This window comes from Humidesulfovibrio mexicanus (assembly GCF_900188225.1).
In the GTDB taxonomy this organism is placed as follows: Bacteria; Desulfobacterota; Desulfovibrionia; order Desulfovibrionales; family Desulfovibrionaceae; genus Humidesulfovibrio; species Humidesulfovibrio mexicanus.
Window position 1 is genome coordinate 110,456 of the sequence record NZ_FZOC01000003.1, and the last position, 24,585, is coordinate 135,040.

The 24,585-nt window shown below is 68.1% G+C and carries 23 protein-coding genes; 5 read left to right on the forward strand and 18 right to left on the reverse strand.

Features of this window, described 5'->3' with window-relative positions:
- Nucleotides 1–4: 4 nt before the first annotated feature.
- Together CHB73_RS07220 and CHB73_RS07225 are read left to right on the forward strand one after the other, a co-directional pair.
- Nucleotides 5–904, forward strand: coding sequence for a UbiA-like polyprenyltransferase (locus CHB73_RS07220; RefSeq protein WP_089273610.1), 900 nt, complete (start codon nucleotides 5–7; stop codon nucleotides 902–904).
- A gap of 40 nt (nucleotides 905–944) precedes the next feature.
- Entirely contained in the window at nucleotides 945–2,240 is a 1,296-nt protein-coding gene (locus CHB73_RS07225) for a mechanosensitive ion channel family protein (RefSeq protein ID WP_089273612.1), read from the forward strand.
- Between the two features lie 9 nt (nucleotides 2,241–2,249).
- Here CHB73_RS07225 and CHB73_RS07230 read toward each other — a convergent pair whose 3' ends face one another.
- From CHB73_RS07230 to selD, 12 genes are all read right to left on the reverse strand, one after another.
- On the reverse strand, nucleotides 2,250–4,643 hold the full coding sequence (locus CHB73_RS07230) for a PAS domain S-box protein (protein ID WP_089273614.1): 2,394 nt from the start codon (nucleotides 4,641–4,643) through the stop codon (nucleotides 2,250–2,252).
- Nucleotides 4,644–4,756: 113 nt separating this feature from the next.
- Entirely contained in the window at nucleotides 4,757–6,604 is a 1,848-nt protein-coding gene (metX, locus tag CHB73_RS07235; RefSeq protein WP_089273616.1) for a homoserine O-acetyltransferase MetX, read from the reverse strand.
- 5 nt (nucleotides 6,605–6,609) lie between these two features.
- Entirely contained in the window at nucleotides 6,610–7,938 is a 1,329-nt protein-coding gene (locus CHB73_RS07240) for an O-acetylhomoserine aminocarboxypropyltransferase/cysteine synthase family protein (protein ID WP_089273618.1), read from the reverse strand.
- A gap of 163 nt (nucleotides 7,939–8,101) precedes the next feature.
- Nucleotides 8,102–9,181: a glycosyltransferase family 9 protein gene (locus tag CHB73_RS07245; protein ID WP_089273620.1), complete on the reverse strand. Its 1,080-nt coding sequence runs from the start codon at nucleotides 9,179–9,181 to the stop codon at nucleotides 8,102–8,104.
- Nucleotides 9,182–10,411: a class I SAM-dependent methyltransferase gene (locus CHB73_RS07250; RefSeq protein ID WP_235641550.1), complete on the reverse strand. Its 1,230-nt coding sequence runs from the start codon at nucleotides 10,409–10,411 to the stop codon at nucleotides 9,182–9,184.
- The gene (gene rfbC, locus CHB73_RS07255) at nucleotides 10,408–10,968 is read right to left on the reverse strand and encodes a dTDP-4-dehydrorhamnose 3,5-epimerase (protein WP_089273624.1); all 561 of its coding nucleotides are present in this window, start codon (nucleotides 10,966–10,968) and stop codon (nucleotides 10,408–10,410) included. Before rfbC ends, CHB73_RS07250 begins: the two co-directional genes overlap by 4 nt.
- 3 nt (nucleotides 10,969–10,971) lie before the next feature.
- On the reverse strand, nucleotides 10,972–12,087 hold the full coding sequence (rfbG, locus tag CHB73_RS07260) for a CDP-glucose 4,6-dehydratase (protein WP_089273626.1): 1,116 nt from the start codon (nucleotides 12,085–12,087) through the stop codon (nucleotides 10,972–10,974).
- A gap of 22 nt (nucleotides 12,088–12,109) precedes the next feature.
- Nucleotides 12,110–12,898: a glucose-1-phosphate cytidylyltransferase gene (rfbF, locus tag CHB73_RS07265; RefSeq protein WP_089273628.1), complete on the reverse strand. Its 789-nt coding sequence runs from the start codon at nucleotides 12,896–12,898 to the stop codon at nucleotides 12,110–12,112.
- A 36-nt stretch (nucleotides 12,899–12,934) separates the two neighbouring features.
- On the reverse strand, nucleotides 12,935–13,672 hold the full coding sequence (locus CHB73_RS07270; RefSeq protein ID WP_089273630.1) for a cephalosporin hydroxylase family protein: 738 nt from the start codon (nucleotides 13,670–13,672) through the stop codon (nucleotides 12,935–12,937).
- Nucleotides 13,673–13,683: 11 nt separating this feature from the next.
- Nucleotides 13,684–14,601, reverse strand: coding sequence for an NAD-dependent epimerase/dehydratase family protein (locus CHB73_RS07275; protein WP_089273632.1), 918 nt, complete (start codon nucleotides 14,599–14,601; stop codon nucleotides 13,684–13,686).
- 36 nt (nucleotides 14,602–14,637) lie between these two features.
- Entirely contained in the window at nucleotides 14,638–15,669 is a 1,032-nt protein-coding gene (locus CHB73_RS07280) for a TIGR00180 family glycosyltransferase (protein ID WP_089273634.1), read from the reverse strand.
- Nucleotides 15,670–15,775: 106 nt separating this feature from the next.
- Nucleotides 15,776–16,849 carry a selenide, water dikinase SelD gene (gene selD, locus CHB73_RS07285; protein WP_089274201.1) on the reverse strand — a complete coding sequence of 358 codons (1,074 nt, stop codon included), beginning with the start codon at nucleotides 16,847–16,849 and terminating at the stop codon, nucleotides 15,776–15,778.
- Nucleotides 16,850–17,006: 157 nt separating this feature from the next.
- Here selD and CHB73_RS07290 point away from each other — a divergent pair, with 157 nt between their 5' ends.
- Nucleotides 17,007–17,210, forward strand: coding sequence for a hypothetical protein (locus CHB73_RS07290; protein ID WP_089273636.1), 204 nt, complete (start codon nucleotides 17,007–17,009; stop codon nucleotides 17,208–17,210).
- Here the strand turns inward: CHB73_RS07290 and CHB73_RS07295 are convergent.
- A complete protein-coding gene (locus CHB73_RS07295) occupies nucleotides 17,207–17,698 on the reverse strand; it encodes a hypothetical protein (protein ID WP_089273638.1) in 492 nt (163 codons plus the stop codon). The two genes, CHB73_RS07290 and CHB73_RS07295, sit on opposite strands and share 4 nt — an antisense overlap.
- Before the next feature lie 248 nt (nucleotides 17,699–17,946).
- Between CHB73_RS07295 and CHB73_RS07300 the strand changes: the two genes are divergently transcribed.
- A complete protein-coding gene (locus CHB73_RS07300; RefSeq protein WP_089273640.1) occupies nucleotides 17,947–18,126 on the forward strand; it encodes a hypothetical protein in 180 nt (59 codons plus the stop codon).
- 12 nt (nucleotides 18,127–18,138) lie between these two features.
- Here CHB73_RS07300 and CHB73_RS07305 read toward each other — a convergent pair whose 3' ends face one another.
- A complete protein-coding gene (locus tag CHB73_RS07305; protein WP_089273642.1) occupies nucleotides 18,139–19,233 on the reverse strand; it encodes a lipid A deacylase LpxR family protein in 1,095 nt (364 codons plus the stop codon).
- 132 nt (nucleotides 19,234–19,365) lie between these two features.
- Between CHB73_RS07305 and CHB73_RS07310 the strand changes: the two genes are divergently transcribed.
- Entirely contained in the window at nucleotides 19,366–20,271 is a 906-nt protein-coding gene (locus CHB73_RS07310; RefSeq protein WP_179216944.1) for an alpha/beta fold hydrolase, read from the forward strand.
- A gap of 207 nt (nucleotides 20,272–20,478) precedes the next feature.
- On the opposite strand, the gene CHB73_RS07315 is transcribed toward CHB73_RS07310, so the two are convergent.
- From CHB73_RS07315 to CHB73_RS07330, 4 genes are all read right to left on the reverse strand, one after another.
- On the reverse strand, nucleotides 20,479–20,925 hold the full coding sequence (locus CHB73_RS07315; RefSeq protein WP_089273646.1) for a type IV pilin protein: 447 nt from the start codon (nucleotides 20,923–20,925) through the stop codon (nucleotides 20,479–20,481).
- Nucleotides 20,926–21,030: 105 nt separating this feature from the next.
- Nucleotides 21,031–21,444 (reverse strand): type II secretion system protein, encoded by a 414-nt coding sequence (locus tag CHB73_RS17275; RefSeq protein ID WP_089273648.1) that lies wholly within the window; start codon nucleotides 21,442–21,444, stop codon nucleotides 21,031–21,033.
- 163 nt (nucleotides 21,445–21,607) lie between these two features.
- Entirely contained in the window at nucleotides 21,608–22,849 is a 1,242-nt protein-coding gene (locus CHB73_RS07325) for a type II secretion system F family protein (RefSeq protein ID WP_089273650.1), read from the reverse strand.
- Between the two features lie 11 nt (nucleotides 22,850–22,860).
- Entirely contained in the window at nucleotides 22,861–24,576 is a 1,716-nt protein-coding gene (locus CHB73_RS07330) for a GspE/PulE family protein (protein WP_089273652.1), read from the reverse strand.
- Nucleotides 24,577–24,585: the final 9 nt, after the last annotated feature.

A 24,585-nucleotide genomic window follows, 5' to 3' on the forward strand; every position in this document is an offset into this window, starting at 1 on the left:
GTTCATGAGCCTGATGCGCGACACCCTGGCCGTATGCCGCATGATCAAGATCGAGCACTCGGTGTTCGCCCTGCCCTTCGCCTTCACCGGGGCGTTTCTGGCCCAGGGGGCGGGACCTGGCTGGAGCGCCCCGTCCTGGCGCGTGCTTGCGCCGCTGACCCTCGCCATGGTGGCGGTGCGCTCCTTCGCCATGGGCTACAACCGCCTGGCCGACCTGGACATCGACCGGCTGAACCCGCGCACGCAGATGCGCCCGCTGGTGACCGGCGAACTCTCCGTGGCCTTCACCAAGCGTTTTCTGTTCGTGTGCGCGCTGGTGTTCACGGCGGCCTGCGCGGCCATGAACAGTACCTGCCTGCTGCTTTCGCCCGTGGCCCTTGTCTGGAGCGGCTTCTACAGCCACACCAAGCGCTTCACCCCCCTGTGCCACTTCGCCCTGGGCAGCGTGCTGGGCCTGGCCCCTGTGGCCGGCTGGCTGGCGGTGTCGCCGCACAGCCTTGGCTACCCTGCGGTGCTGCTGTTCTTCGCCGTCACCCTTTGGGTGGCGGGCTTCGACATCCTGTACGCCTGCCAGGACGCGGACTTCGACAAAAGCCAGGGGCTGTGCTCCCTGCCCGCGCACCAGGGCGTGGCGCGGGCGCTGTTCACGGCCGCGGCCACCCACGCCTCGGCCGCGCTGCTGTTCCCCATGGCCGGGCTTTCCGCCGGGCTGGGGATGCTGTTCTTGTGCGTCAGCCTGATCATCGGCTGCATCCTTGTGTGGGAGCACCGGCTCATCAGCGCCGAGGACCTTTCGCGGGTCAACGTCGCCTTCTTCACCATGAACGGGGTCATCGCGGTGTTCGTGTTCCTGGGCGCCTGGGCAGATTTGGCCCTGGGTTCTCCCTGGGCGCTGCTGCGCTGATTTCAAGCCGCGGCGCGCCGTTGCGCCGCACGGAGCGCCCATGGCCGAGATCGCGCTGAATGGCGAGGGCATCCTGCAGGCCGAGCACGCCCTGCTGTGGATCGATACCCACCTTTTGAGCCACGCGGCCCTGGTGCAACTGCTGCTGGCCCTGGCCCTGGCCCTGGCGGCCTGGGCCGCGTGCCGGGCGCTGGGGCTGGGCCGCGCCCCCTCCACGCCCGATGCGGGCTGGAAGGCCGATCCGCTTGTGGCGCCCATCCTGCGGGAAGTGCGGCACAGCGCCTGGGCGGGCATGGCCGGGGGCTTGCTGCTGCTGGCCAACGCCACGGCCAAGCATCTGCACCTGCCGCACCATGTGCTGGCCATGACCGCCTCGGCCGCGCTGGCCTGGGTGGTGGCCCACGCGGCCGGCGCGCTCATCAAGAGCCGCTTCTTCGGCAAGCTTGTGGCGCTGGTCATCTGGACGCTGGCTGTGGTGCATTCCCTGGGGCTTTTCGACGAGGCTTTGGAGCTGCTGGACGACCTGGCCCTGACCGTGGGGCACACGCGCATTTCGCTGCTGCTGGTGATGAAGGGCCTGGCGCTGTTCGCCGTGCTGCTGCAGGCCGCGCGGCTTGTCACCGGCGTTCTGGACGACCGCCTGCGCCACGCCGATGGCATTTCCCCCTCGGCCCAGGTGCTGTTCGCCAAGGTTGCGCGCTTCGGAATCTACGCCCTGGCCCTTACCATCACCCTGTCCGCCGTGGGCGTGGATCTCACCAGTCTGACGGTGTTCAGCGGCGCGGTGGGCGTTGGCGTGGGCTTTGGCCTGCAAAAGGTCTTCTCCAACCTCGTGTCCGGCATCATTCTGCTGGTGGACAAATCCCTCAAGCCCGGCGACGTCATCGAGATCAGCGGGGTGCAGGGGCGCATCGCCCAGATCAACGCGCGCTACGCGGCCATCGAGACCCTGGACGGCAAGGCCTATCTCATTCCCAACGAGAACCTCATCAGCAACGAGGTCATCAACCTGAGCTACAGCAGCCCGCGCCAGTTGCTGAAGGCCGAGGTGGGCGTGGCCTACGGCGGCGACCCGCGCCTGGCCATGGGGCTGATGGAGGCGGCGGCCAAAAGCGTGCCCCGCGTGCTGGACGATCCGCCGCCCGTGGCGCGCCTGGCCTCCTACGGGGACTCCAGCGTGAACCTGTTCGTGGGCTTCTGGATCGAGGACCCGCAGAATGGCACGGCCAACGTGCGCAGCGACGTGCTGCTGGCCATTTGGGACGCTTTTCAGCGCGAGGGCGTGTCCATTCCCTTCCCGCAGCGCGAGGTGCGCATCCTCAAGGACGATGCCTAGTCCGGCCGCTCAGGCCCTTGCGGCCTTGACCACGGCCACGTCGCGGGCATGGTCCAGGGCGCGCGCCAGGTCTCCGCTCCGCACGGGCTTGCTGACATAGTCGTCCATTCCCGCGTCGAGGAATTTTTCGCGGTCTCCGGAAAGGGCGTAGGCGGTCATGGCCACGATATGCGTGGGCTCGCGGCCAAGAGCCCGGTCGTCCTCGCGGATGGCCCTGGTGGCCTCCACGCCGTCGAGCACGGGCATTTGCACGTCCATGAGCACGCAGTCGAAATCTTCCTTGCGCAGGGCGCTCACGGCCTCGGCCCCGTTGGAGACGATGTGGGACTCGTGCCCGAGGCGGCGCAGCTGCTGCTCCATGTACATTTGGCTGATGCGGTCGTCCTCGGCCACCAGGATGCGCAGGGGGCGACCGTGGTCGGCGGCCGTAACGGGGGGCGGCGCTTCCGCCTCCGAGGGCTGGGCCAGGGGCAGCGGCAGGTGCAGGCCCACCGTGGTTCCCCCCTTGGGCTCGCTGTCCACCACGATGTGCCCGCCCATGAGGTCCACGATGCGCTTGACGATGGCCAGCCCCAGGCCAGCGCCTTCGTGCTGTCGGGTGAAGGAGCCGTCGGTTTGCGTGAAGCGCTCGAACACCAGCGGAATCTTGTCTTCGGGGATGCCTTCTCCTGTGTCGGAGACGCTCAGGTACAGGCGGCGGAGCCCCGCGGACGCGCCCGGCTCCGGCCGGGTCCAGACCTCCAGCCGCACCTCGCCCGCCTGGGTGAACTTCACCGCGTTGCCCACCAGGTTGAACAGGATCTGCCGCAGGCGGGCCTCGTCGCCCAGCAGGGGCTCCTCCGCGCTGTGGTCCACGCGCAGCCCAAGGGCCAGGCCGCGCTTGCGCGCGTTGGGCTCAAAGACCCGCAGCACGGACTCCGCCAGGACCCGTGGCGAAAACGGGGCCTGCACCAGGGAGAGCTTGCCGGACTCGATGCGCGAGAAGTCCAGGATGTCGTTCAAAAGGTCCAGCAGTCTGCGCGAGGACTGGAAGGCCAGCTCCACGTATTCCATCTGTTCGCCCTTGAGCTCGGAGCCCATCAGCAGCTGGAGCATCCCCAGCACTCCGTTCATGGGCGTGCGGATCTCGTGGCTCATGTTGGCCAGGAATTCGCTTTTGGCCTGGTTCGCGGCCTGGGCCGCGTCACGCGCCCGCGTAAGCTCGTCCTTGGCCGCGTGCAGTTCGCTCAGGTCGACATCCAGGCAATACAGCTCGTGGCGGCTGTCCCCCGCCTTTTGCATCACATGGGAGGAGAACACCGGCACGGGGCTGCCGTCCTTGCGCACAAGGCGCATCTCGCCCGACGGGATGGGCACGCCGTCCTCGATCCAGGCCCGGATGTCGGCGATGACCTGGTCCCGCATCGCTTCGGGGATGATGAGGTCCTCCAGGCGGCGGCCCAGGGCCTCGGCGGCGGAGTAGCCGTACAGGCGCTCGCTTGCGCCGTTCCAGTAGATGACGGTGCGGTTCTGGTCGTAGCCCTGCACCGCGATGGCGGGGACCTCGTCGAACAGCGTGCGGAAGCGGATTTCGCTTTGCCGCAGCGATGCGGCGATGCGCCGCTGGTTGCTGATGTCATGGAAGAAGCCGATGGTTGCCGGGCCGTCTGGCAAGAGCAGGGTGGAGGTTGTGGCCTGCACGGGGATGATGTGGCCGTCGGCGTGGACCACGTCCACCTCGTACTGGCTGGTGGCATCCAGGCCCAGTTCGCGTCTGCGGGCGCGCTCAAGGAATTCTTCCGCATGGTGCGGGGCCACGAATTCCAGCGGGCTTCTGCCTATCAGCGCGGCCGGACCGTCCGCACCAAGGGCTGCGGCCATGCAGGGGTTGGCGTACAGCAGGCGCAGGCTCCGGACGATGGCGATGGGAATCCCGGCGGAGTCGAAGGCGGCGCGATAGAACTGCTCGCGCTGTTCCAGCACGGCCTTGGCGGCCTTCTCGCGGGTGATGTCGCGCAGGATGCAGTGGGTGCGGCGCAGGGAGCCGTCCGCCACTATCTCCGCCAAGCCTTCAATGCTGACGTTCACCCGGCCGCCATTCTTGCGCAGGGCCATGCACTCGAAGCCCGAGGTCCGGCCCGTGCGCTGCATTTGGCGAAAGTTCCCGCGCAGGGCCGCATGGTCGGCCGGGTCCACGAAGGCCTCGAAGGGACGCCCCAGCACGTGCTCCCGCTCCCAGCCCAACAGCTCCAGCCAGCCCCGGCTCACCCGGCGCAACCGCCCCTGTTCGTCCAGGGACTGGTACGCCAGGGCGGCCTCCTCAAGCACCGTGCGGGTGCGGTCGAGTTCCTGGCGCAGGACCAGGTTCTCCCGCTCAAGGGCCGCCAGGCGGTCTGCGGTCGGGTCGGGCTGCGATGCTCTCATGAAAGGGCGCCTCCGGCGATGTGGGGACCGAGTCCCCAGCGGGAGGGGTTTGGGGGGCGAAGACTACGTATAGCAGATTGTCGCGGCGGAAGGCAAGATGCGGCGCGCGGCGGCTAGTCCCACCCGGAGAGCACGCAGATGGCCATGTCCGCGCGGCGGTTGTAGTCGTCGTGCATCTGCCTTCCTGTGGCGGAATCAATGGCGATGCGCGAGAGGATGCGGATGCCCAGCTGCGCGCACAGGGCCTCGAAGTCCCGGATGCTGAAGAAGCGGATTGAGGGCGAGGACCACCAGGGGAAGGGCAGGGCCTCGGTGACGGGCGAGGAGCCGGTCTCCAAAAGCTGGCGCACGGCGGCCTCGTGGGCGAAGTTGGGGAAGCTCACGATGCCGGTTGCGCCCACGCGCAGCATCTCGCGCAGCACCAGGTCGGGTCGGCGCATGGCCTGCAGGGTCTGGCTCAGCACCACCACATCGAACTGCCGGTCCCGGAATACGCCGAGCCCCCGGTCCAGGTCGCGCTGCACCACGCACAGGTCCCGGGCCACGCACTGGGTGATGGCCACGGGGTCCAGCTCAAGGCCCAGCAAGGCCCCGCTGCCACGCGCCCGCAGGCGCGAGAGCAGCTGGCCCGCGCCGCAGCCCAGGTCCAGCACGCTGGCCCCGGCGGGAATCAGCTCCTCGATGCGCTCCAGGTCCAGGCGGTTGGCGTAGAAGATGCTGCGGACGTTGGTGGTGGCGGGTTCGTCCGCGCGCAGGCCGACGTTCGCGGCGGGCTCCGCCTGCGGCGGCGGGGAGCAGGGGTCCGGGCAGGAGCGCGGCCGGTTCAGAAAGCCCTCGATGAGCGGCCCGTACACGGGCAGGTCGTTCTCCAGCAGAAAGGCGTCGTGCCCGCAGTCGCTTTCTATCTCCAGGGCGCTTACCCGTCTGCCCCGGGCAAGGAGCGCATCGGCCATGCGGCGGCTGTGGGCTGGCGGGAACAGCCAGTCCGAGCTGAAGCTGGCCAGGAGCACCGGGCAGCGCACCCTGGCCATGGCCGCCTCCAGCCCGCCGTGGTCGCGGCCGAGGTTGAAGTGGTCCATGGCCAGGGAGAGGGCCACGTAGCTGTTGGCGTCGAAGCGCTCCACGAAGCGTCCGCCCTGGTAGGCCAGGTAGGAGCCCACGCTGAATTCCTTCTCGTAGGCGTAGGCCACATCGCGCGGGTGCTCGCGGTCCGGGTCGAACTTGCGCGACATGGTGCGGTCGGAAAGGTAGGTCACGTGCCCGATCATGCGCGCTATGGCCAGGCCGTGGTCGGGCTTGTGCTCGCGGTCGTAGTACTGGCCGTTGTTGTAGTTGGGATCCTTGAAGATGGCGTTGCGGCCCACGATGTCGAAGCTGAGCGCCTGGCTGGACAGGCAGTGCGTGGTGGCCAGCAGGATGGCGGAATCCACGCGCTCCGGGTGCTCCACGGCCCAGCACAGGGCCATCATGCCGCCCATGGACCCGCCCAGGACCGCGTGCAGGCGTTCCACGCCCAGCTCGTCCAGCAGGCGGGCCTGCGCGGCCACCATGTCGGCGATGGTGATGCGCGGGAAATCGCCCCCATAGGGGCGGCCGGTGCGCGGGTCGATGCTGGCCGGGCCTGTGGTGCCCCGGCAGCCGCCCAGCACGTTGGCGCAGATGACGAAGAAGCGGTCCGTGTCCACGGCCTTGCCCGGCCCAACCAGGATGTCCCACCAGCCCGGCGCGTCGTGCTCGTCGTGCCGGGCCACGTGGGAGTCGCCGGACAGGGCGTGGCACACGTACACGGCGTTGTCCCGGCTGGCGTTGAGCGTCCCGTACGTCTCGTAGCATACGGCCACCTCGGGCAAGGAGCCGCCCAGGCGCAGGGCGAAGGGCCCCGGCAGGGTCAAGGTCCGGGCGTGGGGCAGCCCACCCGCCGCGCGCGCGGCGTCGCTGGAGTCGAAGGCCGCGTCGGCCATGGGCGTCAGGCTCCGGGGCGGGCGCCGCAGTCCACCGCAATGCGCAGGGCCTGGTCCAGGTCGGCCAGAATGTCCTCCACGTCCTCCAGGCCCACGCTCAGGCGGATGAACTCCGGCGTGACCCCGGCGGCGCGCTGCTCGTCCTCGGAGAGCTGCTGGTGCGTGGTGGTGGCGGGTTGGATCACCAGGGTCTTGGCGTCGCCGATGTTGGCCAGGTGCTTGGCCAGCTTGACCGCGCCCACGAAGGCGCGGCCGGAATCGCGCCCGCCCTTGATGCCGAAACCCACGATGGCCCCGGCGCCTTCGGGCAGGTACCTGGCGGCGTTGCCGTGGCAGGGGTGGTCGGGCAGGCCGGGGTAGTTCACCCAGTCCACGGCGGGGTGGGCGCAGAGCCAGCGGGCCACGGCCAGGGCGCTCTGGCAGTGCCGGGGCATCCGCAGGTGCAGGGTCTCCAGCCCCAGCAGGAACAGGAAGGCCGCGAAGGGGCTCATGCAGGCCCCGGTGTCGCGCAGCCAGTGGGTGCGCATGTGCGCAATGTAGGCCAGGTTGCCCAGGGGGCGCAAAGCCTCGGTGAAGACCAGGCCGTGGTAGGCCGGGTCCGGCGCGGCGAAGTCGGCCCAGCGTCCGGGGTCGGCGGACCAGTCGAAGCGGCCGCCGTCCACCACGGCCCCGCCCACATGCGCGCCGTGCCCGCCGATGAATTTGGTGGTGGAGTACACCACGATGTCCGCGCCGTGCTCCATGGGCCGCAGAAGCAGGGGCGTGGCCACGGTGTTGTCCACCACCAGGGGCACGCCCGCGGCGTGGGCCGCGTCGGCCAGGGCGCGGAAGTCGGGTACGTCGTTCTTGGGGTTGCCGATGCTCTCCAGGTAGACGCAGCGGGTGTTCCTGTCGGCAAGCGCGGCCACGCTGCCCGGCAGCAGGGGGTCAAAAAAACGCACCTCCACCCCGTAGCGGCGGAAGGTCTGGGTGAACAGGGTCAGGGTGCCGCCGTACAGGCTGCGGCTGGCCAGGATGTTCTGCCCGGCCTTGGCCAGGGTGAGCACAGCGGCGGTTATGGCCGCCTGCCCGCTGGCGAGGCACAGGGCTCCCACGCCGCCGTCCAGCGCGGCCAGGCGCTTTTCCAGCACCTCGTTGGTGGGGTTGGTGAGCCGGGAATAGATGTTGCCGGGCTCCTTCAGGGCGAAGAGGTCGGCGGCCTGCTCCGCGCTCTGGAAGGTGTACGACGCCGTGGCGTAGATGGGCACGGCGCAGGCGTGTGTGGCGGGGTCGTCGTCCTGGCCCGCGTGCAGGGCCAGGGTGCCCAGCCCCGGTTTCCTGTTCTCGTCTCCCATGTGCGCCTCCTGCATGGCTTGGATGAATCACTACCGGATCGCTCCGACTAATACCCGCATCCGGGCCTGTCAATGCGCGGGGGCCGCTCCTGCTGCGGCGCTCCTGCGGTGGCGTCCTGCTGTGGTGTCCGGCGGCGGAGGCAGGGAACAGCGGCCGGGGGCGCTATGCGTCGAGCAGGGCCAACAAGCGGGGCAGCACCGCCTCGGGCATGAGCTCGTTCAGGCACTTGTAGCCGTGCGGGCAGGGGGCCTCGCTGCAGGGCTGGCAGGGCAGCCCCAGCGCCACATCCTCGTGGCCGGGGCCGGGATAGGTCCAGGCGTTGCTGGTGGAGCCGCGCACCGTGAGGGACTTTGTGCCCACGGCCACGGCGAAGTGCCGGGGCGAGGAGCAGTTGCCCAGGTGCAGGGCGGCCAGGGAGAGCATGGCCGCCATCTCGCGCAGGGTGGTCAGGCGCGGGGGCAGGATGACGCGGTCCTCGGGCAATCCGGCGTCCAGGGCGCAGGCGCGCACCTGGCTGGCCATCTCCAGCTCGCCGGGGCCGTAGAGCAGCAGGAAGCGCAGGTCCGGGCGCGTGTGCGCGGCCAGGGAAAGCAGCTTGCCGTAGTGGCGGGCGGGCCACAGGCGGGCCGGGCGACGGTGCGTGGGATCCACGGTGACAAGCGTCTGGCCGGGGGCCAGGCCCCAGGCGGCCAGCTCCGCGCGGGCGGCGTCCTTCTCCGCCTCGGTGAGGTAGATGCGCGGGGGGGTGTTTTCCCAGGGCAGGTCGAAGGCGTGCATGAGCACCCCGGCCTTGCATTTGGCCGCGTACGGCCCGGAGACCTTGGCCCAGTGGGTGTACACCAGCTGGTTGTACCAGGGCGGCGGGTAGGAGAGCTTCACCGGCGCGTCGGAAAAGGCCATGACCCAGCGGATGCGCGGCAGCTGCTGGAAGTCGATGACCAGGTCGTAGCGTCCCCTGCCGCCGCCCCTGCCGACCGTGCGGTAGTAGCGCAGGGCTTCCAGCACGCCCATGCTGCGGTCCAGGGCCCACACATGGTTGACGTTGGGGTTGTTCTCCAGCACGGGCGCGCACTTCTTTTCGGTAAACACGTCGATCTGCGCGTCCGGCCAGCGTTTTTTCAGCATGTGCAGGCTTGGCGTCAACAGCAGCACGTCGCCGATCTGCCGGAGCTGGCAGCACAGGATGCGCCGGGGCTGCAGGCGTTCCAGCCCTTGGATGCGGCAGGAGGTCGGGTCGGCCATCTACAGGACCTCCGGGCTGGGAATGGGCGTGACGAAGCGCCCGCCCCACTGGCGGATGAACGCCAGCTTTTCCATGATTTCGTTCTTGATGTTCCAGGGCAGGATGAGCACGTAGTCCGGCCGCTCCCGGCCTATGGCCTCCGGGTGCAGCACGGGGATGCGGCTGCCGGGCAAGAAGAGCCCTTGCTTGTGGGGGCTGGCGTCGCACACGAAGGCCACCTGCCCGGCCTTGACCCCACAGAAGTTCAGCAGGGTGTTGCCCTTGGCCGCCGCGCCGTAGGCCGCCACCTTCTTGCGGGCCAGGGTCTGCTCGGCCAGAAAGCCCAAGAGCTCGGCCTTGATGCGCTCCACCCGGTCCTGGAAGCCCTGGTAATAGGCGGGGCCGAGCATTCCGGCCGCGCGCTCCATGTCCAGCAGGGCGCTCAGGCGCGGGGTGTCCTGGGCCTTGGGGTCGTCTTCGGCGCGGGCGTGGATGCGCAAGCTGCCGCCGTGGGTGGGCAGCTCCTCGCAGTCGAACACGCGCAGGCCCTGGGCCGCGAAGATGCGCCGCACGGTGGAAAGCGACAGGTAGGAGAAGTGCTCGTGGTACACGGTGTCGAACTGGGCGCTCTCCACCAGCCGGTACAGGTGCGGGAACTCCATGTTCACCAAGCCGCCGGGCTTGAGGGCGATCCGCAAGCCTCCAACAAAGTCGTTGATGTCTGGCACGTGGGCAAGCACGTTGTTGCCCACGATGAGGTCCGCCTGCCTGCCTTCCGCGGCCAGGCGCTCGGCCAGGGCCACGCCGAAAAACGCTTCGATGGTCTCCACGCCCTTTTCCCGCGCGGCCCTGGCCGTGCAGGCCGTGGGCTCGATGCCCAGGGCGGGGGTTCCGGCCTGGCGCACGTACTGGAGCAGGTAGCCGTCGTTGGAGGCCACTTCCATGACCAGGGAATCCGGCCCCAGGCCCAGGCGCGGCAGCGTGGCCTCCACGTAGGCCTTGGCGTGGGCCAGCCAGGTGCTGGAATAGGACGAAAAGTAGACGTACTCGCTGGAGAAGATGTCCGCGCTGCTTTTGACCTCGTCCACCTGCACCAGGAAGCACTCCGGGCAGACGAAGAGCTTGAGCGGGTAATAGGTTTCCGGGGCGTTCAGGTCGCCGGGCTTGAGGAAGGAATTGGACGCTGGCGCGGCTCCGAGGTCGAGAAAGACCTGGGAGAGCGGGGTGTTGCAGAAACGGCAGTGCATCATGTCTCCAATGGGGCGAAGCCCTCGGCAAGAAGCGGGTGGGTGCGGTCGCGCCCGGAGATGTCGGCCACGGGCAGCGGCCAGGGGATGGCCAGGGCCGGGTCGTCGAAACGCAGGCCGCCCTCGTGCTCCGGGCTGTAGTATTCGGTGTGCAGGTACAGAAGCTCGCAGTCCGGCGTGAGCGTCTGGAAGCCGTGGGCGAAGCCCTGCGGCAGGTAGAAGGCCAGGTGCTCCTCCGGGGACAGCTCCACGGCGTGCCATGTGCCGAATGTGGGCGAGCCCGCGCGCAGGTCCACGGCCACGTCCAGCACGCGGCCCTTGAGGCAGCGCACGAGCTTGGCCTCGGTCTTGGGCGGGCGCTGGAAATGCAGGCCGCGCACCGCGCCCTTGGCCGCGGTGAAGGAGTGGTTGATCTGCACCACCGGGCCGGGCAGGCCAAGGGGGGCGAGCTCCGCCGCGCAGAACAGCCGGGCGAAGCTGCCGCGATGGTCGCCCACGGGCGCGGTCTTGACCAGCTTGAGCCCGGCGATGGGGGTGTCGATGATGGTCAGGCGGCCCATGGGCTACTCGCCGGGAAACCCGTCAAAGAATTCGTCGATGCGGGTGGCGGAAAGCGCGCGCAGATCGACAGCCCCGCCGCGCAGGCCCTCGGCCCAGGCGCGGTACCAGCCCGCGCACCAGATGAGGGCCGCGTCCAGGTCGAGCCGGGGCTTCCAGCCCAGCCCCGCGCGGGCCTTGGCGCAGTCGAGCGTGAGCAGCCCGGCCTCGTGCGGGCCTTCCGGAGCAGGAGCCATGTCCAGCACCGCCCGTGGGCCCCATTGACGGGCGAAGGCCGTCGCCACCTCGCCCACGGTGCGCACATCGCGGCTGGAGGGGCCGAAGTTCCAGGCTCCGGCGAAAGCATGGCCTTCCTCCATCATGCGCCGGGCCAGCAGCAGGTAGCCGCCCACGGGCTCCAGCGCGTGCTGCCAGGGCCGCACAGCCTGCGGACGGCGGATGCGCACGGTCTCGCCCCTGGCAAAGGCGCGCGCCATGTCCGGCACCAGGCGGTCCGTGGCGAAATCGCCCCCGCCGATGACGTTGCCCGCGCGGGCCGTGGCCAGCACGGTGGCGCTTTCCGGCCCGAAGAAGGAACGGGCGTAGGCCTGGGCCGTGATCTCCGCGCAGGCCTTGCTGGCGGAGTACGGATCGTGGCCGCCCAGGCGGTCGTTTTCGCGGTAGCCGTGGACCCATTCGCGGTTTTCGTAGCACTTGTCGCTGGTGACGCAGACGATGGCCCTACGGCCGCCTTTGGGCGGGTTCTTGCGGCAGGCTTCCAGCAGGTGCGCCGTGCCCAGGGCGTTGGCCGCGAAGGTGCCCGTCGGGTCGTCGTAGGAGGGCCGCACCAGGGATTGGGCGGCCATGTGGATGACCACCTCGGGGTCGAAATGGGCCACGGCGCGGCAAAGCTCCGGCAGGTCCAAAATGTCGGCGTGGAGCGACGCCAAGCCCTGCGGCGGTTCGCAGTCCAGCCGCAGCAGGGAGAAGAGCGAGGGCGTGCTGGGGGGATCGAGGGAGTAGCCCAGCACCGTAGCCCCGGCGCGGGCCAGCAAGAGGCACATCCAGGCGCCCTTGAAGCCCGTGTGCCCGGTGATGAGCACCCGGCGGCCGCGATAGAAGCCGTCCATGACGCGCAGCATGGGGGAACCTCCTGTGTCCGCGCTACCAGACCTTCCAGCCGGCGCGGCCTTCGGCCCAGAGCTTGTTCAGGTACTCGGTGTCGCGCAGGGTGTCCATGCAGGCCCAGAAGCCGTGGTGCCGATAGACCATGAGCTGCCCTTCCTCGGCAAGGGCCTCCAGCGGTCCGTACTCCAGGTCGCAGGAGTCGTCCTCAGTCAGCCGGTCAAAAATGGCCCGGTTCATGACCATGTAGCCGCCGTTGATGTAGCCGTCCTTGGAAGCGCCAGGCCCGGCGGGCTTTTCGTTGAAGCGCGCCACGCGGTCGCCTTCGAGCTTGAGCTCGCCGAAGCGCGAGGCCGGGTTCACGCCGGTGAGGGTGACCATCTTGCCGTGGCTCTTGTGGAAGGCCGCCAGCTTTTCCAGGTCCACATCGGCCACGCCGTCGCCATAGGTGAGCAGGAAGGAGTCGCTTTTGACGTACTTCTCCACCTTCTTGAGGCGCGCGCCCTTGAGGGCCTTTTCGCCGGTGCTGGCCAGGGTTATCTTCCAGCCGCACTCCTCGTGGCAGGAATGCAGCTGGGCCTTCTCTGGCTTGCCCAGCTCGATGGTGATGTCGTTGTTCATGGCCTCGTAGTTGAGGAAGTAGTCCTTGATCATCTCGCCCTTGTAGCCCAGGGCCAGCACGAAGTTCCGGTGCCCCTGGGAGGCGAAGACCTTCATGATGTGCCACAGGATGGGCCTGGCGCCGATATTGACCATGGGCTTGGGCCGGAATTCGGTCTCTTCGCGCAGGCGGGTTCCCAGGCCCCCGCAGAGGATGACGACGTCCATGTGCTGCTCCCTATGGGTTTCGGCGTGTGGCGGGCGCTAGTCCTTGACGCAGCGCAGGTAGCCGCGCGGGGCCATGCTGACGCAGAGCTTGGCGTCCATGGCCGTGTCGATGACGAAACGGTCGTTCTTTTCGAGGAAGGCGTCCACGGCGGTCATGGGGTTGTCGCCCACGCCCCAGGGACGGTCGGGATAGAAGTCCGGCGGCATGTTCTCCACCACGGTGTCGAACACCACCAGCCAGCCGCCCTTTTTGACCAGGGGCGAATACAGCTCCAGCTCGCGCAGCACATGCGCGTGGGTGTGGTTGGAATCGAGCAGGACCAGGGGATTCTTGCGCCCGGCAAGTTCCGCGCGCACGGTTTCGGCCATGGCGTCGTCCACGCTCGACCCCTGCAGCATCCGGATGCGCCGGGCCATGGGGTGCGCCTCGATGGCGGCGCGGTTGTGGGCGCGGATGTCGATGTCCAGGCCGAGCACGAAGCCGTCTCCGCCCAGAAGCTCCAGCAGGGAGGCCGAATACACGAGACTGCCGCCGTGGGCGATGCCGGTCTCGAAGATGGCGTCCGGCCGCATGTCCCAGACGATCTCCTGCAGGGCGACCATGTCCTGCGGGTACTGGATGATGGGGCGACCCATCCAGGAGAAGTTGTAGGAGTACCCGGCGCGGGTGGACTCCACGGTGAAGGCCTGGGCGCAGTCCTTCAGGGGCTGGTTGCGGCCCATGGTGTCGATGCGCTCTGCGCGTTCCTTCAGAAATTCGGCGTGCTTGTCCATGTTTGACTACCTCATGCGCGGTCCGGGGCGTCCTGGTCCGCGCGGCTCGCGTCGTACGCCGCCAGGGCGGCGGCGAGTCTTGTCGTGTCGGCCCAGAAACGCATGGGCTCGTAGTCCGGATAGGGATAATGGCCCAGGTTGAGCCGCAAGGCCGCCCCCCGGCGTCGCAGATGTTCCTCCACCAGGGCGCGCACGGTCACCGGTCGGCCGCTGGCGCAGTTCACCACGCCGGTCACGCGGTCCTGCAGGGCCACGCGCACCAGCAGGCGGGCCACCTCGGCCACGGGCAGGTAGTCGCGCTCCTGCTCCCCGCCGGACATGTCAAAGGAGTCCGCGCCCGCCGTGATAGCCCGGTCAAGTTGGGAGAGCAAGGATTTTTCGGCCTGTCCAGGACCGCGCATATAGAAGAGCCGCGCCCAATGGAGCGCCACGTCGTGCGCCGCGCACAGGGGCTCCAGCTCCCGGCGCAGATCGTCCTTGGCGCGGCCGTAGGCGGTCACGGGGTCCGTGGGCAGGTCCTCGGCAAGCGGGCCCTCCTTGAGGCCGTATTCCAGGCAGGTGCCGGTGACCAGCAGATGTCTGGCCCCGGCCTGCACAAGCCGGGTCAAAAACCGCAGGTGCCGGGGCAGTTCCTCGTCCAGGTGGGCCGGGCTCTTGAAGGCGTTCAGCCCGCCCCAGGCCAGGTGCAGGATGCGCCCGTGCCCGGCAAGGTCCGCCATCTGCGCGTCGGAGAGCGTGTCCAGGTCCGCCGCGAGCACGCGCACGCGCTCCGGCGCGCTGCGGGCCCTGGCCCAGGCTTCTGCGCGCCCGGCGTCGCGGCACAGGGCCGTTACGGCGTATCCGCGCGCCAGGAGCTCCTCCGTGACCGGAGTGCCGATGAAGCCCGTGGCCCCGGTGACCAGGGCCTTGCGCCGTGTTTCCAGCGTCATGGGGATGTGCCCTCCTTGGAATGGTGCGTCCGCGCCTCAGCCCGGAGCGGAGCGGAAGCGTTCCAGCATGGCCGCAAGCTCGGCCCGGCCCTCGGGGCCGACAGGGGCGAGGTAGGCGTTGAGCGCGGCTTGGCGCTGACACGCTGCTTGCGCCCTGGCGCGCGCGGCCAGGGGCGGCAGCAGGGCGCGCGCTGCGCGGCGGCAGTACTTGGGCAGTTTCTGGATAAAATTCTTGCGGCCTCCTGGCAGGCAATAGCCGTCCACAAAGGCCTGGACCGAGGCCAGCACCGCGCGTCTGGCCGCGTCCGCGTCCAGCCCGGCCGTGCGCCCAAGCAGGGCCGTCATCCTGTCCACGAAGCGCTGGTAGACGGGGCGGTATTCCGGCGCCGTAGAGACCACAAGCAGGTTGTGGTTCTTGCGGCCGCCCAGGTCCTGGCTGGGCACGATGTCGCGCAGGGTGTGCAGCGTGGGCAGCACGGCCACCTTGCCCAGAATGGCCGTGGCCATGCCCAGGGCCAGCTCGCTGGCCGCGTAGAAGCGTTCGGCCTCGTGCCCGGAGCCGAACGCCTCGCGCAGCACCTGGGCGCGCAGCACGGCATAAAACAGGGGCACGTAGGGTCGGCTCAGCTCCAGCAGGCGACCGGCCGGATCGCCGCTTGCGATGCGCGCCACGTGGGTGTCGGGGTAGCAGGGCTCCACCACGGCCTCGCCGGGTCCCCGCACCACCCGCACATAATGCCCGTGCGCGCCGCTGTGGTCAGGGTTGGCGTCGAGAAACGCCGCGCAGCGCAGGATGCTTGCGGTGGAGGTGAGGTCGTCGTCGGCGCAGAGCACGGCGTAGGGGGTTTGGAGCATGGCGGCCATGCGCTGGAGCTTTTCCTCGAAGGGCGCGCCGGGCAGGTGCAGGTAGCGCACGGCGGCGAACTCTTCGGCCGTGTCCATGGGCTGGGCCGAGGAATCCGCCACCACAACGGGCAGGCCCGCCTGGACGTACTGCCGCAAGGCGCGCGCCAGCAGCTTCGGCCGCTGGTGGCTCGGGATCAGCACGGTGACGCGAGGGTGACGCATGGCACGAAGCTATGACCGATGGAGGCAGGGCGTGTCAAACGGCCATATCCGGGGCCGGAGCGGTTGGGTGGGCATGGCGGCTGGTGCCGGTGGCGCGTCTCGCCCGCTACACCAGCGACAGGGGCTGTCCCGTGGGCAGGGCCTCAACCGCGCGGCCGATGGGCGCGGCCAAGTCGCCCGCCTGGGTGAGGATGGCCTGGGCCTGGACCGCAAGGTGCTCCGGCACGCCCAGGATGAGCCCGCCGGAGGTCTGGGCGTCAAAGGCCAGCGTGACGAGCAGCTCGTCCAGCCCAGGGGCCACAAGGGTGCGCGGCAGGTAGTGGTTCCGGTTCTGGATGCTCCCGGCCGGGATGAGCCCCATTGCGGCGAGGTCCAGGGCTTCGGGCATGAAGGGGATGTCGTCCAGGCGCAGCTCCGCGGTGACGGAGCTTGCCGCGGCCATTTCCAGCAGGTGTCCGCCCAGGCCGAAGCCGGTCACGTCCGTGCTGGCCACAAGGCCCAGGGTGCGGATGGCCTCGGCCCCGGCGCGGTTCAGGCGCGCGGCCCAGCGGTGGATGAGCTCCTCCAGGCGGTCCGAGCCCGGCCGCCCCGCCTTGAGGCCGGTGGCCAGCACGCCGGTGCCGATGGGCTTGGTGAGCAGGAGCACGTCGCCGGGCCTGAGCCCCCGGTTGGTGGCCATGCGCTCCGGGTCCACCAGGCCGGACACGGACAGGCCGTACTTGATCTCCGGGTCTTCCACGCTGTGCCCGCCGCAGAGCACGGCCCCTGCCTCCTCCACCTTGGACAGGCCGCCCTTGAGGATGTCGGCCAGCACGGCGGGGTCGGAACATTTTGCCGGGAAGCAGCAGACATTCATGGCCGCATACGGCTCGCCGCCCACGGCGTACACATCGGACAGGGCGTTGGCCGCGGCGATTTGGCCGAAGCGGAAGGGGTCGTCGACAACGGGAGTCAGGAAATCGACGGTCTGCACCAGGGCCTTGCCCGGCGGCAGACGCAACACCACGGCGTCCTCTCCACCGCCGCGCGGTCCGGAGAGGATTCTGTCGTCCCGGCCCAGGGTCAGGCCGGAGAGGATACGCTCCAGGTCCCCTGGAGCAACTTTAGCCGCTCAGCCCGCGGCGCGCACGCCCTGGGTGAGGCGCGGCGACTGCGAGGCCTGCGGCTTGGAGGTTTCCATTGTCATGGCCTATGCCTAGCATAGGCGACCGCCACGGCCAAGGGGAGATTTGCATTTCGGCCATTAAGTGAATGAATGATCCGCCGATAAGACCAGCGACACAGGCACGCGTCATGCAGGGATCTGTCCCGCACAGCACCCCAACACGGGAGGCATCATGATCAGACGCAGCTGCGCCGCCTGCGGACGGCCCATCAACCGCACCGACCGCTTTTTCGAGGCTTCCGACGGCACCCTGTGCCAGGACTGCCAGGCCCGGCTGGCCAAAGGCGTTTCGCTCCGTTTCGGGGGCTGCGCCCAGGCCGCCATGCCTCCGGTGTTCGCCCAGCTTCCGGAGCTGGCCCTTGGCGGACACCGCTAGGCGTCTTGCTCCGCATCGTCTTCCTCTCCGGGTTCCGGCCAGGGGGCGGCGTTCTGGTCCGCTTCCGCTCCGGACTCGGCGGGCATGTCGATCTCCAGGCTGAACACGCGTTCCGGCACCCCTGCCTGCGCCTCCTTCGCGTCGTCCCTCCCGGCCTTGCCGCCGTAACGCTCCGGCTGCAGGCTTTTGAGCAGGAACATCAAAAGCTGGTCGGAGTGCTTCACCGTGCTGCCGCATTCCCGCCCCTGGTGGAACACCGGTATGCAGACGCCTGAAAGCGCGCGCCGAACGGCCTCGGCCTCCAGTCGGGCGATGGCGGTGTCGGCTGTGTCCGGGCGGTGTGCGCCGCGCAAGGCTGTTGCGGCGTGCACGCGGTTGTGTCGCGGGCAGCGTGTGCGCCCAGGGCAGCGGGCGCGGCGTACGGCCGCGCTGAAGGCCTTTGGCGAGACAAGGGCCAGCCGGTACAGCCGGGAATGGTTGCGGTCCATGGTTCGTCCTCCGGGAATCGTCGTTTGGCGGGCCCTGCTTGCGCACCCGCGTTGCGCAGTATACCCCCCGCTTCGGGCCGATGCCGAAATGGTCCGCAATATGGCCGGGAAAAGGATGATTTTCCCCTGTTGACGGCGCTTTGGCCGCGCGGGCCGTGGCGCGGGCGCAAAGTCGTTGCCAGTGGCCTTCGGAAAGGGTAGAGTTCGAGCCCAAGACACGCAAAGAACCCTTAGACAAAGGAAGGCCCGTGGCGAAACCGAACTATCAATACGAGAAGCGCGCCAAGGAACTGGCAAAGAAGAAGAAGAAGGAAGAGAAGCTCCGCCGCAAGCAGGAGAACGCCAAGCGAGGCGTAGGCGGCGAGGATGAGGCTCCGGCCGAGGGCGAAGAGGCCCCCGCCGAAGGAGAAGCGGCCGCGCAGCCCTAGGCGACGGCCGTCCTAGAACGTCACCGAGAGGCTGACGGACCCGAACATCTGCGGGCTTTTCTGCCCGTCATACTCCTCTGTCCTGTATACGTGCGTATAGGTCAGTTTTGTCACGCCCAGCACCAGCCCTATGCCCGCCGAAAGGTCGGCCACGAAGTTCTTCTTGGTGACGCTGGGGCTGTGCTCCCAGGTGTTGCCGTCCAGAAAGATGTTGCGCGCCACGGCGCGGCCCTCGGCCCCGGCGAACAGATGCAGGCCGAAGGCCGTGTCGCGCCGCAGGCGCGGATCTTCGGGGTCCGCAGGGGCGCTTACCCCGCCGCCCGGCGTGATGAGCGAGGTACCGAAGTCCCAGGGCAGGTTCAGGCCCAGGCGCGTCTCGAAGCCCAGGCTGGCCTGGGTGAGCACGTTGCCCGCCGTGGCCCCGAAGCGCGGGAGGAAATCCCAGGCCACGTCGCGGCCGATGTCCACACGCGCCGCGCGCAGGGTGCGCTGCCACGAGAGCATGAGTCCCGGTTCGTCGTGGATCTGGTGCTCCCAGCCTTGCGCGCGCTTGAAGCCCATCATGGTGTGGTAGTTGTTCTGCGTCTCCCCCGCGCGGGCCGACGGCCCGACAATGCCCAGCGTGGTCTCGAAGCTGTCCAGCTGGCGGGGCGTCTTGGCGTGCAGCGCCAGGGAAAAATACGTCCAGCCCGCGTAGGGCCTGTCGTCCGGCTGGTAGGTGGAAACGCCCGTGTCGCCTGGGGTGTACATATTCTGCCCCAGCGACAAGCCCACATTGTACTGCTGGCCCGCCTCGTTCACAAAGGGCAGCAGCTGCAAATACGGCAGCACGAAGTCCGGCAGGCGCTCGTCCTGCGCGTACGTGAGCAGGTCGCCCGAGACCCAGGACAGCTTGATGCCGTTGGTGTAGTGCTCGTCCGTGCCGGCGAAGAAGTCGTTCTCCTCGATGAGGATCAGCGTGGAGGCCGTGGACGCGTCGGACGCCGCGCCGGACGCCTCCCCGCTCCCCCGCTCCGCCGCCTGGGCCGGACTGGCGGCAAGGGCCAGCAGCGCCGCAAAAAGCAGCAGCAGCGCCCCCGCGCGCAGACATGACGCAATGCCGAACATGCACGGCCTTTGCCCGCCTGCACCCGCGCTGTCAAGGTGCAAGATGTTTTAAACGGAGGACTTGCGTTCCCTAAGCTCCCTGGCGTACCGTCCGCATCTGTTTCCCAATATCCTCTCACCATGGAGCCGCCAATGAGCTCAGCTTCCCTCCTCCGTGCGTCAGCCCGCTTTCTGCTCTTGTCCCTGCTTCTTTCCCTGTGTGTGTGCGGCGCGGCCCTGGCCGCAGGCGACTCGCCGCGCCAGGCCAGCGCCCGCATGGGCGATGCGCGCATCCACTATCTCCACCAGGGCCAAGGCCCGGACGCCGTGGTCTTTGTGCATGGCTGGAGCTGCGACGCCAGCTTCTGGGATGCGCAGATGGCCGCCATTGGCGCTAAACGCCGCGTCATCGCCCTGGACCTGCTGGGCTGCGGCGCAAGCAGCGCGCCCGATGCCCAGTACACCCAGGATCTGCTGGCCCAAAGCCTTGCGGCCGTCATGGACGCGGCCAAGGTGCGCCGCGCCGTGCTCGTGGGCCACAGCATGGGCCTCAGCGTGGCCAAGCGCTATATCGACGCGCACCCCGACCGGGTGGCCGGGCTGTTCATCGTGGACGGGGCCTACATCAAGCTGCCCGACGACCAGAAGCAGGTGGACCAGTTCACGGCCATGCTCCACACCACGGAAAACGCTCCCGATGCGCAGTGGCGCGCCTTCGTGGGCCAGTTCGTCCAGCCCATGCTCGCCCCGCAAACTCCGCCCGCCGCGCGCCGAAAGATCCTCTCCACCATGCAGGGTTCGCCCCGGCAGCCCGCGCACAACGCCTTTCGCCACTTCCTGGAGCCCGGCGCCTGGAGCGCCACGCCAGCACCCCTGCCCGTGCGCGCCGTGTACGCCGCCGACCTCGCCAAAGGGCTCGGCGTGCGCCAATACCTCGCCACAGTCTTCCCGAACCTCGACTATACCGAATGGACCCGCTGCGGACACTTCATCATGTTCGACCACCCGCAACGCCTGAACAGGGACATCGAAGCCTTCGCCGCCCGCGTTCTGCGTTAGCAGATCGTTGTGCCTGTGTATGCCTCCGGCGGCCAAGGGGCCTCCCCGGCCCCTTGGAACCCCGGATAAGGGGGAAGGCGAGGGGGCCGCTGTCCCATTTTCTTTTCACGCGGGTCCAGGGGCGCGTAGCCCCTGGCCTGCGGAGCATGAAGCAAGCACAGCGTTCTGTCCTGGCCTGCGGAGCATGAACCGCGCAGAGTGTCAGGCTCAGGGCCAGGGGACGGTGGTGTCGGTGATGGCGGTGGACTCGCCCTTGTTGAAGGCGGTGACGGTGAGGTCTGAGCCGGTGGAGGTATAGAGCAGGTCGTAGGTGCCGGTGTTCACGCGGCCATCGCCGTCGAGGCCCAGGTATTCCGCCGCGCTCAGGTTGTCTACGCCGGAGGGTCTTTTCCCTGTGGTGGTAAGATACTGCGTGTACGCGCCCTTGAAGCGGCTCAGGCCGTCGTTGATGGCGCTTTCGGCCATGGTGCGCCGGGTGTCCTGCACGAAGTCCACGTAGCGCGGAATCAGCAGCGCGGCGAGGATGCCGATGAGCACCATGACGATGATGAGCTCGACAAGGGTGAAGCCGCGCGCGCGGCGGGAGCCGCGTACGGTGTGCGTTGGCCGCTGCGTGGGCCGCTGCGGCGGCGATGCGGACGGAATTTGCGCCATATATAGGCCGTAGCATGAACTGTTCGTGTCTTGCAACGGGACGGCGCAAAAAAGAAGGGGGCCTTGGCGGCCCCCTGTACGGTGTCGAACTCGATGGTGTGCGAATTAGTTGCTGTTGGGCCAGGCGGTGGTCATGGTGCTCAGAACAGTCGCGCCACCCTTGCTGCGCAGCGTGACCTGCAGTTCGGTGGCGCTCTTGACGTACTGCATGTTGTAGTCGCCGATGTTCACGCCGGTGTCGGTTTCTGCGCCGGTGCCCAGGTAGGACGGGGTGGCGAGGACGCCCGGGATGTCCGTGGGCACGGCGTTGGTATTCATGATGTACTGGGCGTAGGCCATGTTGAAGCGGGCCATGCCCTCGCTCATGGCGCCTTTGTACGCGGCGCTCTGGGCCTTGTCGGTCATGTCGAAGTACTTGGGCACCACCACCGCGGCCAAAATGCCCAGGATGATGATGACCGAGATGAGCTCGATGAGGGTGAAGCCGCCTTCGCGCCTGTTCTGTTTCTTCTGCTCCATGGGGTCCTCCTTGGTGTGCTTCCCGGCAAGGCCGGAAAAAAGGTTCCTGTTTCCCCTCCCGGGGTCCCCCAGGAGTCGACTTGTTACGTATAGCAAATGGCGTTCCACCGCGTCCACCCTTTGCGCCGGGCTTTTTGGGTGGGGATTGAAAAAATGAATGGAATTATTTGATCCCGCTCATGGAATTCTGCATCAGCTCCACCAGCGGCAGGAAAATGGCCAGGGCGAAGAAGCCCACCACCCCGGTCAAGCCTGCCACCAGCACAGGGCCCAGGAGCTCGCTCATCTTGCTCACGGCGTACTCCACCTCGTAGTCGTAGTGCTTGGCCGCCTCCTTGAGCATTTCCTCCAGGTTGCCGGTCTCCTCGCCGATGGTGATCATGGAGACCATCATGGGCGTGAAGGAGGGGCAGCCGCGCAAAGGGGCGGAAAGACCGCGGCCCTGCTCCAGCTTGTCGCGCAGGTTTTTGAAATCGCGGGCGATGTAGGCGTTGCCTATGGTGCCGGTGAGGATGTCCATGGCCTCCAGCACGGTGATGCCGCTGGCCTGCAGTATGGCGAAGATGCTGGCGAAGCGGGCCATGGCGGCCTTCTTGAACACGGGGCCCAGGATGGGCAGGCGCAGGAAGAAGCCGTCGCGGGCGATTTTCCCGGCCTCGGTGCGGAAGTAGGCGGAGAGGCCGAACACGAGGCCGCCCAAGGCGACCAGGCCCAGGTGCCAGAAGTTCGTCAGCAGGTCGTAGAGCCCCAGGCACACGCGTGTGGGCAGCGGCAGGGCGATGCCCGCCTTGGCGAACATCTCCACGAAGTGCGGCAGCACGAAGAGGATGAGGATGAAGAAGGCGGCCACCAGGGCCACCACCACCACCATGGGATAGGTGAGCGCGCTCTTGATGTCCTTTTTGACCTTGAACTCGTGCTCCACGATGTAGATGAGGCGCTCCAGCACCTCGGTGAGCGTGCCGCTGATCTCGCCTGCGCGGATCATGTTGCAGTAGAGCTCGGAGAAGACGCCCCGATGCTTGGCGAAGGCCCGCGAGAGGGTGGCCCCGCTTTTGATGTCCGCGCCGATGCTGATGATGGCGGCCTTGAGGCGCGGGTTTTCGGTCTGGTTCTGCAGCACGTCCATGGATTGCAGCACGGGTATGCCCGCGTTGAGCATGGTCCGAAGCTGCTTGGTGAACAGGATCAGGTCCTGCGGCTTGATCGACTGCATCCGGTTGGAAAGCGCCGTCAAGAAACCGTCGGCCGATGCGCCGTCCTGGCCCTTGGTTTCGGAAACAGCGGTGGGGATGAGCCCGCGCGCGGCCAGCATGTCCTGGGCGGCCTCCGGACTTTGCGCCTCCACAACGCCCTTGGCGTTCTTGCCGTCGCCGTCCAGGGCCGTGTATTTGTAGAAGGGCATGGGTCGGCTCCCTAGATCATCACCGCGCTGGCGGCTTCTTCCAGGGTGGTGAGCCCGCGCGCAACCTTGGCCAGGGCGTCGGCCTTGAGGGTGCGCATGGTGCGCGTCTGTACGCAGGCCTTGGCGATGTCCTTGGCCGTGGCCCCGCGCATGATCATGTCCTGCACCAGTTCGTTCACCGGCAGCACCTCGTAGATGGCCATGCGGCCGGAGAAGCCGGTCTGGTGGCAGGTGCGGCAGCCCGCGCCGCGCTGGAAGCTGAAGCGGGACAGCATTTCCTCGCGGATGCCGAAGGCCGCGAGCAGTTCCTTTTTGGGCGTGTAGGGTTCCGAGCAGTGGGGGCAGTTCTTGCGCAGCAGGCGCTGGCTGATGGAGGCCAGGAGCACCGTGGACACCAGGTAGGGCTGTATGCCCATCTCTATGAGGCGGGTGATGGCGGTGGCCGCGTCGTTGGTGTGCAGGGTGGTGAGCACGCGGTGGCCGGTCAAACCCGCCTGCACGGCGATCTCCGCGGTTTCGGCGTCGCGCACCTCGCCCACCAGGATCACGTCCGGGTCCTGGCGCAAAATGCTGCGCAGGCCCGAGGCGAAGGTCATGCCGGCCTTCCGGTTCAGCTGCACCTGGCGCACCGTGGGCACCCGGTACTCAACGGGGTCTTCCAGGGTCACGATGTTGATGTCGGGCGTATTGATGTGCTTCAAGAGCGCGTAGAGGGTGGTGCTTTTTCCGCTGCCCGTGGGGCCCGCAGCCACAATGAGCCCGTAAGGCTTGGTCGCGGCGGACTCAACCTTGGCGCGGTCCTGGGCGGTGAGGCCCAATTCGCCGAGGCTCAGGCCGTGGGCGTTGCGCTCCAGCAGGCGCAGCACGATGTTTTCGCCGTGCACCGTGGGCAGGGAGGACGCGCGCACGTTGAATTCCCTGCGCTGGGTGACGAAGGTGAAGCGGCCGTCCTGCGGAATCTTGGACACGGAGATGTCCATGTTGGCCATGATCTTGAGGCGCGAGACCAGGGGCAGGAAGCTGGCCTTGGGCGGGGCGGGGATCATGCGCAGCTTGCCGTCCACGCGGAAGCGCAGCTGTATGCTGTCTTTTTCCGGGCTGATGTGCACGTCGCTGGCGTGCTCGCGCACGGCCTGGCCCAGGATGGAGTTGACCATGCGGATGACCGGCGCCTGCGAGGCCTGGTCCTGCAGGGCGTCGATGGCGATGTCTTCCTTTTCCTCGCCGCCCACCTGGGTGGTGATGTCGGAGTCGTCCTCGGCGATGCCGCCGAAGAGGTCCTTGCCCGCCTCGCCCCGGCCATAGATGGCGCTGAACAGCAGCTCGAAGTCGTTTTCCGAGCAGATGACCGGCTCCGCCTCCAGGTTGGTGGCGATCTCCACCGCGTCCAGGGCGTTGATGTCCATGGGGTCGGTCATGGCGATGAGCAGCAGATGCCCGCGCCTGGACAAGGGCGCCAGCCGGTGCTTCTGCGCCAGCTCCTCCGGCAGGAGGGTGTCGATGCGGTCCTCGTAGGGGTGCTTGTCCGGGGTGTAGCGCTCGATGCGCAGCTGCTTGCTCACCGAGTCGATGATGACGTTCTCTTTGAGAATGCCGGACTGCACGAGATACTGCCCGAGCTTCAGTCCGGATTTTTTCTGCCCGGACAGCGCGGTTTGCAGCTGGGCTTCGGTCAGCGCCCCGGTCTCGATGAGCAGCTCGCCCAGACGTTTGCGTTCGCGTTTCATGCCGCGTCC

Excerpts from the sequence above, each read along its gene's own strand:
- CHB73_RS07220 (WP_089273610.1), top strand. The coding sequence starts at position 5 with ATGAGCCTGATGCGCGACACCCTGGCCGTATGCCGCATGATCAAGATC.
- CHB73_RS07225 (WP_089273612.1), top strand. The coding sequence starts at position 945 with ATGGCCGAGATCGCGCTGAATGGCGAGGGCATCCTGCAGGCCGAGCAC.
- CHB73_RS07230 (WP_089273614.1), bottom strand. The coding sequence starts at position 4,643 with ATGAGAGCATCGCAGCCCGACCCGACCGCAGACCGCCTGGCGGCCCTT.
- metX (WP_089273616.1), bottom strand. The coding sequence starts at position 6,604 with ATGGCCGACGCGGCCTTCGACTCCAGCGACGCCGCGCGCGCGGCGGGT.
- CHB73_RS07240 (WP_089273618.1), bottom strand. The coding sequence starts at position 7,938 with ATGGGAGACGAGAACAGGAAACCGGGGCTGGGCACCCTGGCCCTGCAC.
- CHB73_RS07245 (WP_089273620.1), bottom strand. The coding sequence starts at position 9,181 with ATGGCCGACCCGACCTCCTGCCGCATCCAAGGGCTGGAACGCCTGCAG.
- CHB73_RS07250 (WP_235641550.1), bottom strand. The coding sequence starts at position 10,411 with ATGATGCACTGCCGTTTCTGCAACACCCCGCTCTCCCAGGTCTTTCTC.
- rfbC (WP_089273624.1), bottom strand. The coding sequence starts at position 10,968 with ATGGGCCGCCTGACCATCATCGACACCCCCATCGCCGGGCTCAAGCTG.
- rfbG (WP_089273626.1), bottom strand. The coding sequence starts at position 12,087 with ATGCTGCGCGTCATGGACGGCTTCTATCGCGGCCGCCGGGTGCTCATC.
- rfbF (WP_089273628.1), bottom strand. The coding sequence starts at position 12,898 with ATGGACGTCGTCATCCTCTGCGGGGGCCTGGGAACCCGCCTGCGCGAA.
- CHB73_RS07270 (WP_089273630.1), bottom strand. The coding sequence starts at position 13,672 with ATGGACAAGCACGCCGAATTTCTGAAGGAACGCGCAGAGCGCATCGAC.
- CHB73_RS07275 (WP_089273632.1), bottom strand. The coding sequence starts at position 14,601 with ATGACGCTGGAAACACGGCGCAAGGCCCTGGTCACCGGGGCCACGGGC.
- CHB73_RS07280 (WP_089273634.1), bottom strand. The coding sequence starts at position 15,669 with ATGCGTCACCCTCGCGTCACCGTGCTGATCCCGAGCCACCAGCGGCCG.
- CHB73_RS07290 (WP_089273636.1), top strand. The coding sequence starts at position 17,007 with ATGATCAGACGCAGCTGCGCCGCCTGCGGACGGCCCATCAACCGCACC.
- CHB73_RS07295 (WP_089273638.1), bottom strand. The coding sequence starts at position 17,698 with ATGGACCGCAACCATTCCCGGCTGTACCGGCTGGCCCTTGTCTCGCCA.
- CHB73_RS07305 (WP_089273642.1), bottom strand. The coding sequence starts at position 19,233 with ATGTTCGGCATTGCGTCATGTCTGCGCGCGGGGGCGCTGCTGCTGCTT.
- CHB73_RS07310 (WP_179216944.1), top strand. The coding sequence starts at position 19,366 with ATGAGCTCAGCTTCCCTCCTCCGTGCGTCAGCCCGCTTTCTGCTCTTG.
- CHB73_RS07315 (WP_089273646.1), bottom strand. The coding sequence starts at position 20,925 with ATGGCGCAAATTCCGTCCGCATCGCCGCCGCAGCGGCCCACGCAGCGG.
- CHB73_RS17275 (WP_089273648.1), bottom strand. The coding sequence starts at position 21,444 with ATGGAGCAGAAGAAACAGAACAGGCGCGAAGGCGGCTTCACCCTCATC.
- CHB73_RS07325 (WP_089273650.1), bottom strand. The coding sequence starts at position 22,849 with ATGCCCTTCTACAAATACACGGCCCTGGACGGCGACGGCAAGAACGCC.
- CHB73_RS07330 (WP_089273652.1), bottom strand. The coding sequence starts at position 24,576 with ATGAAACGCGAACGCAAACGTCTGGGCGAGCTGCTCATCGAGACCGGG.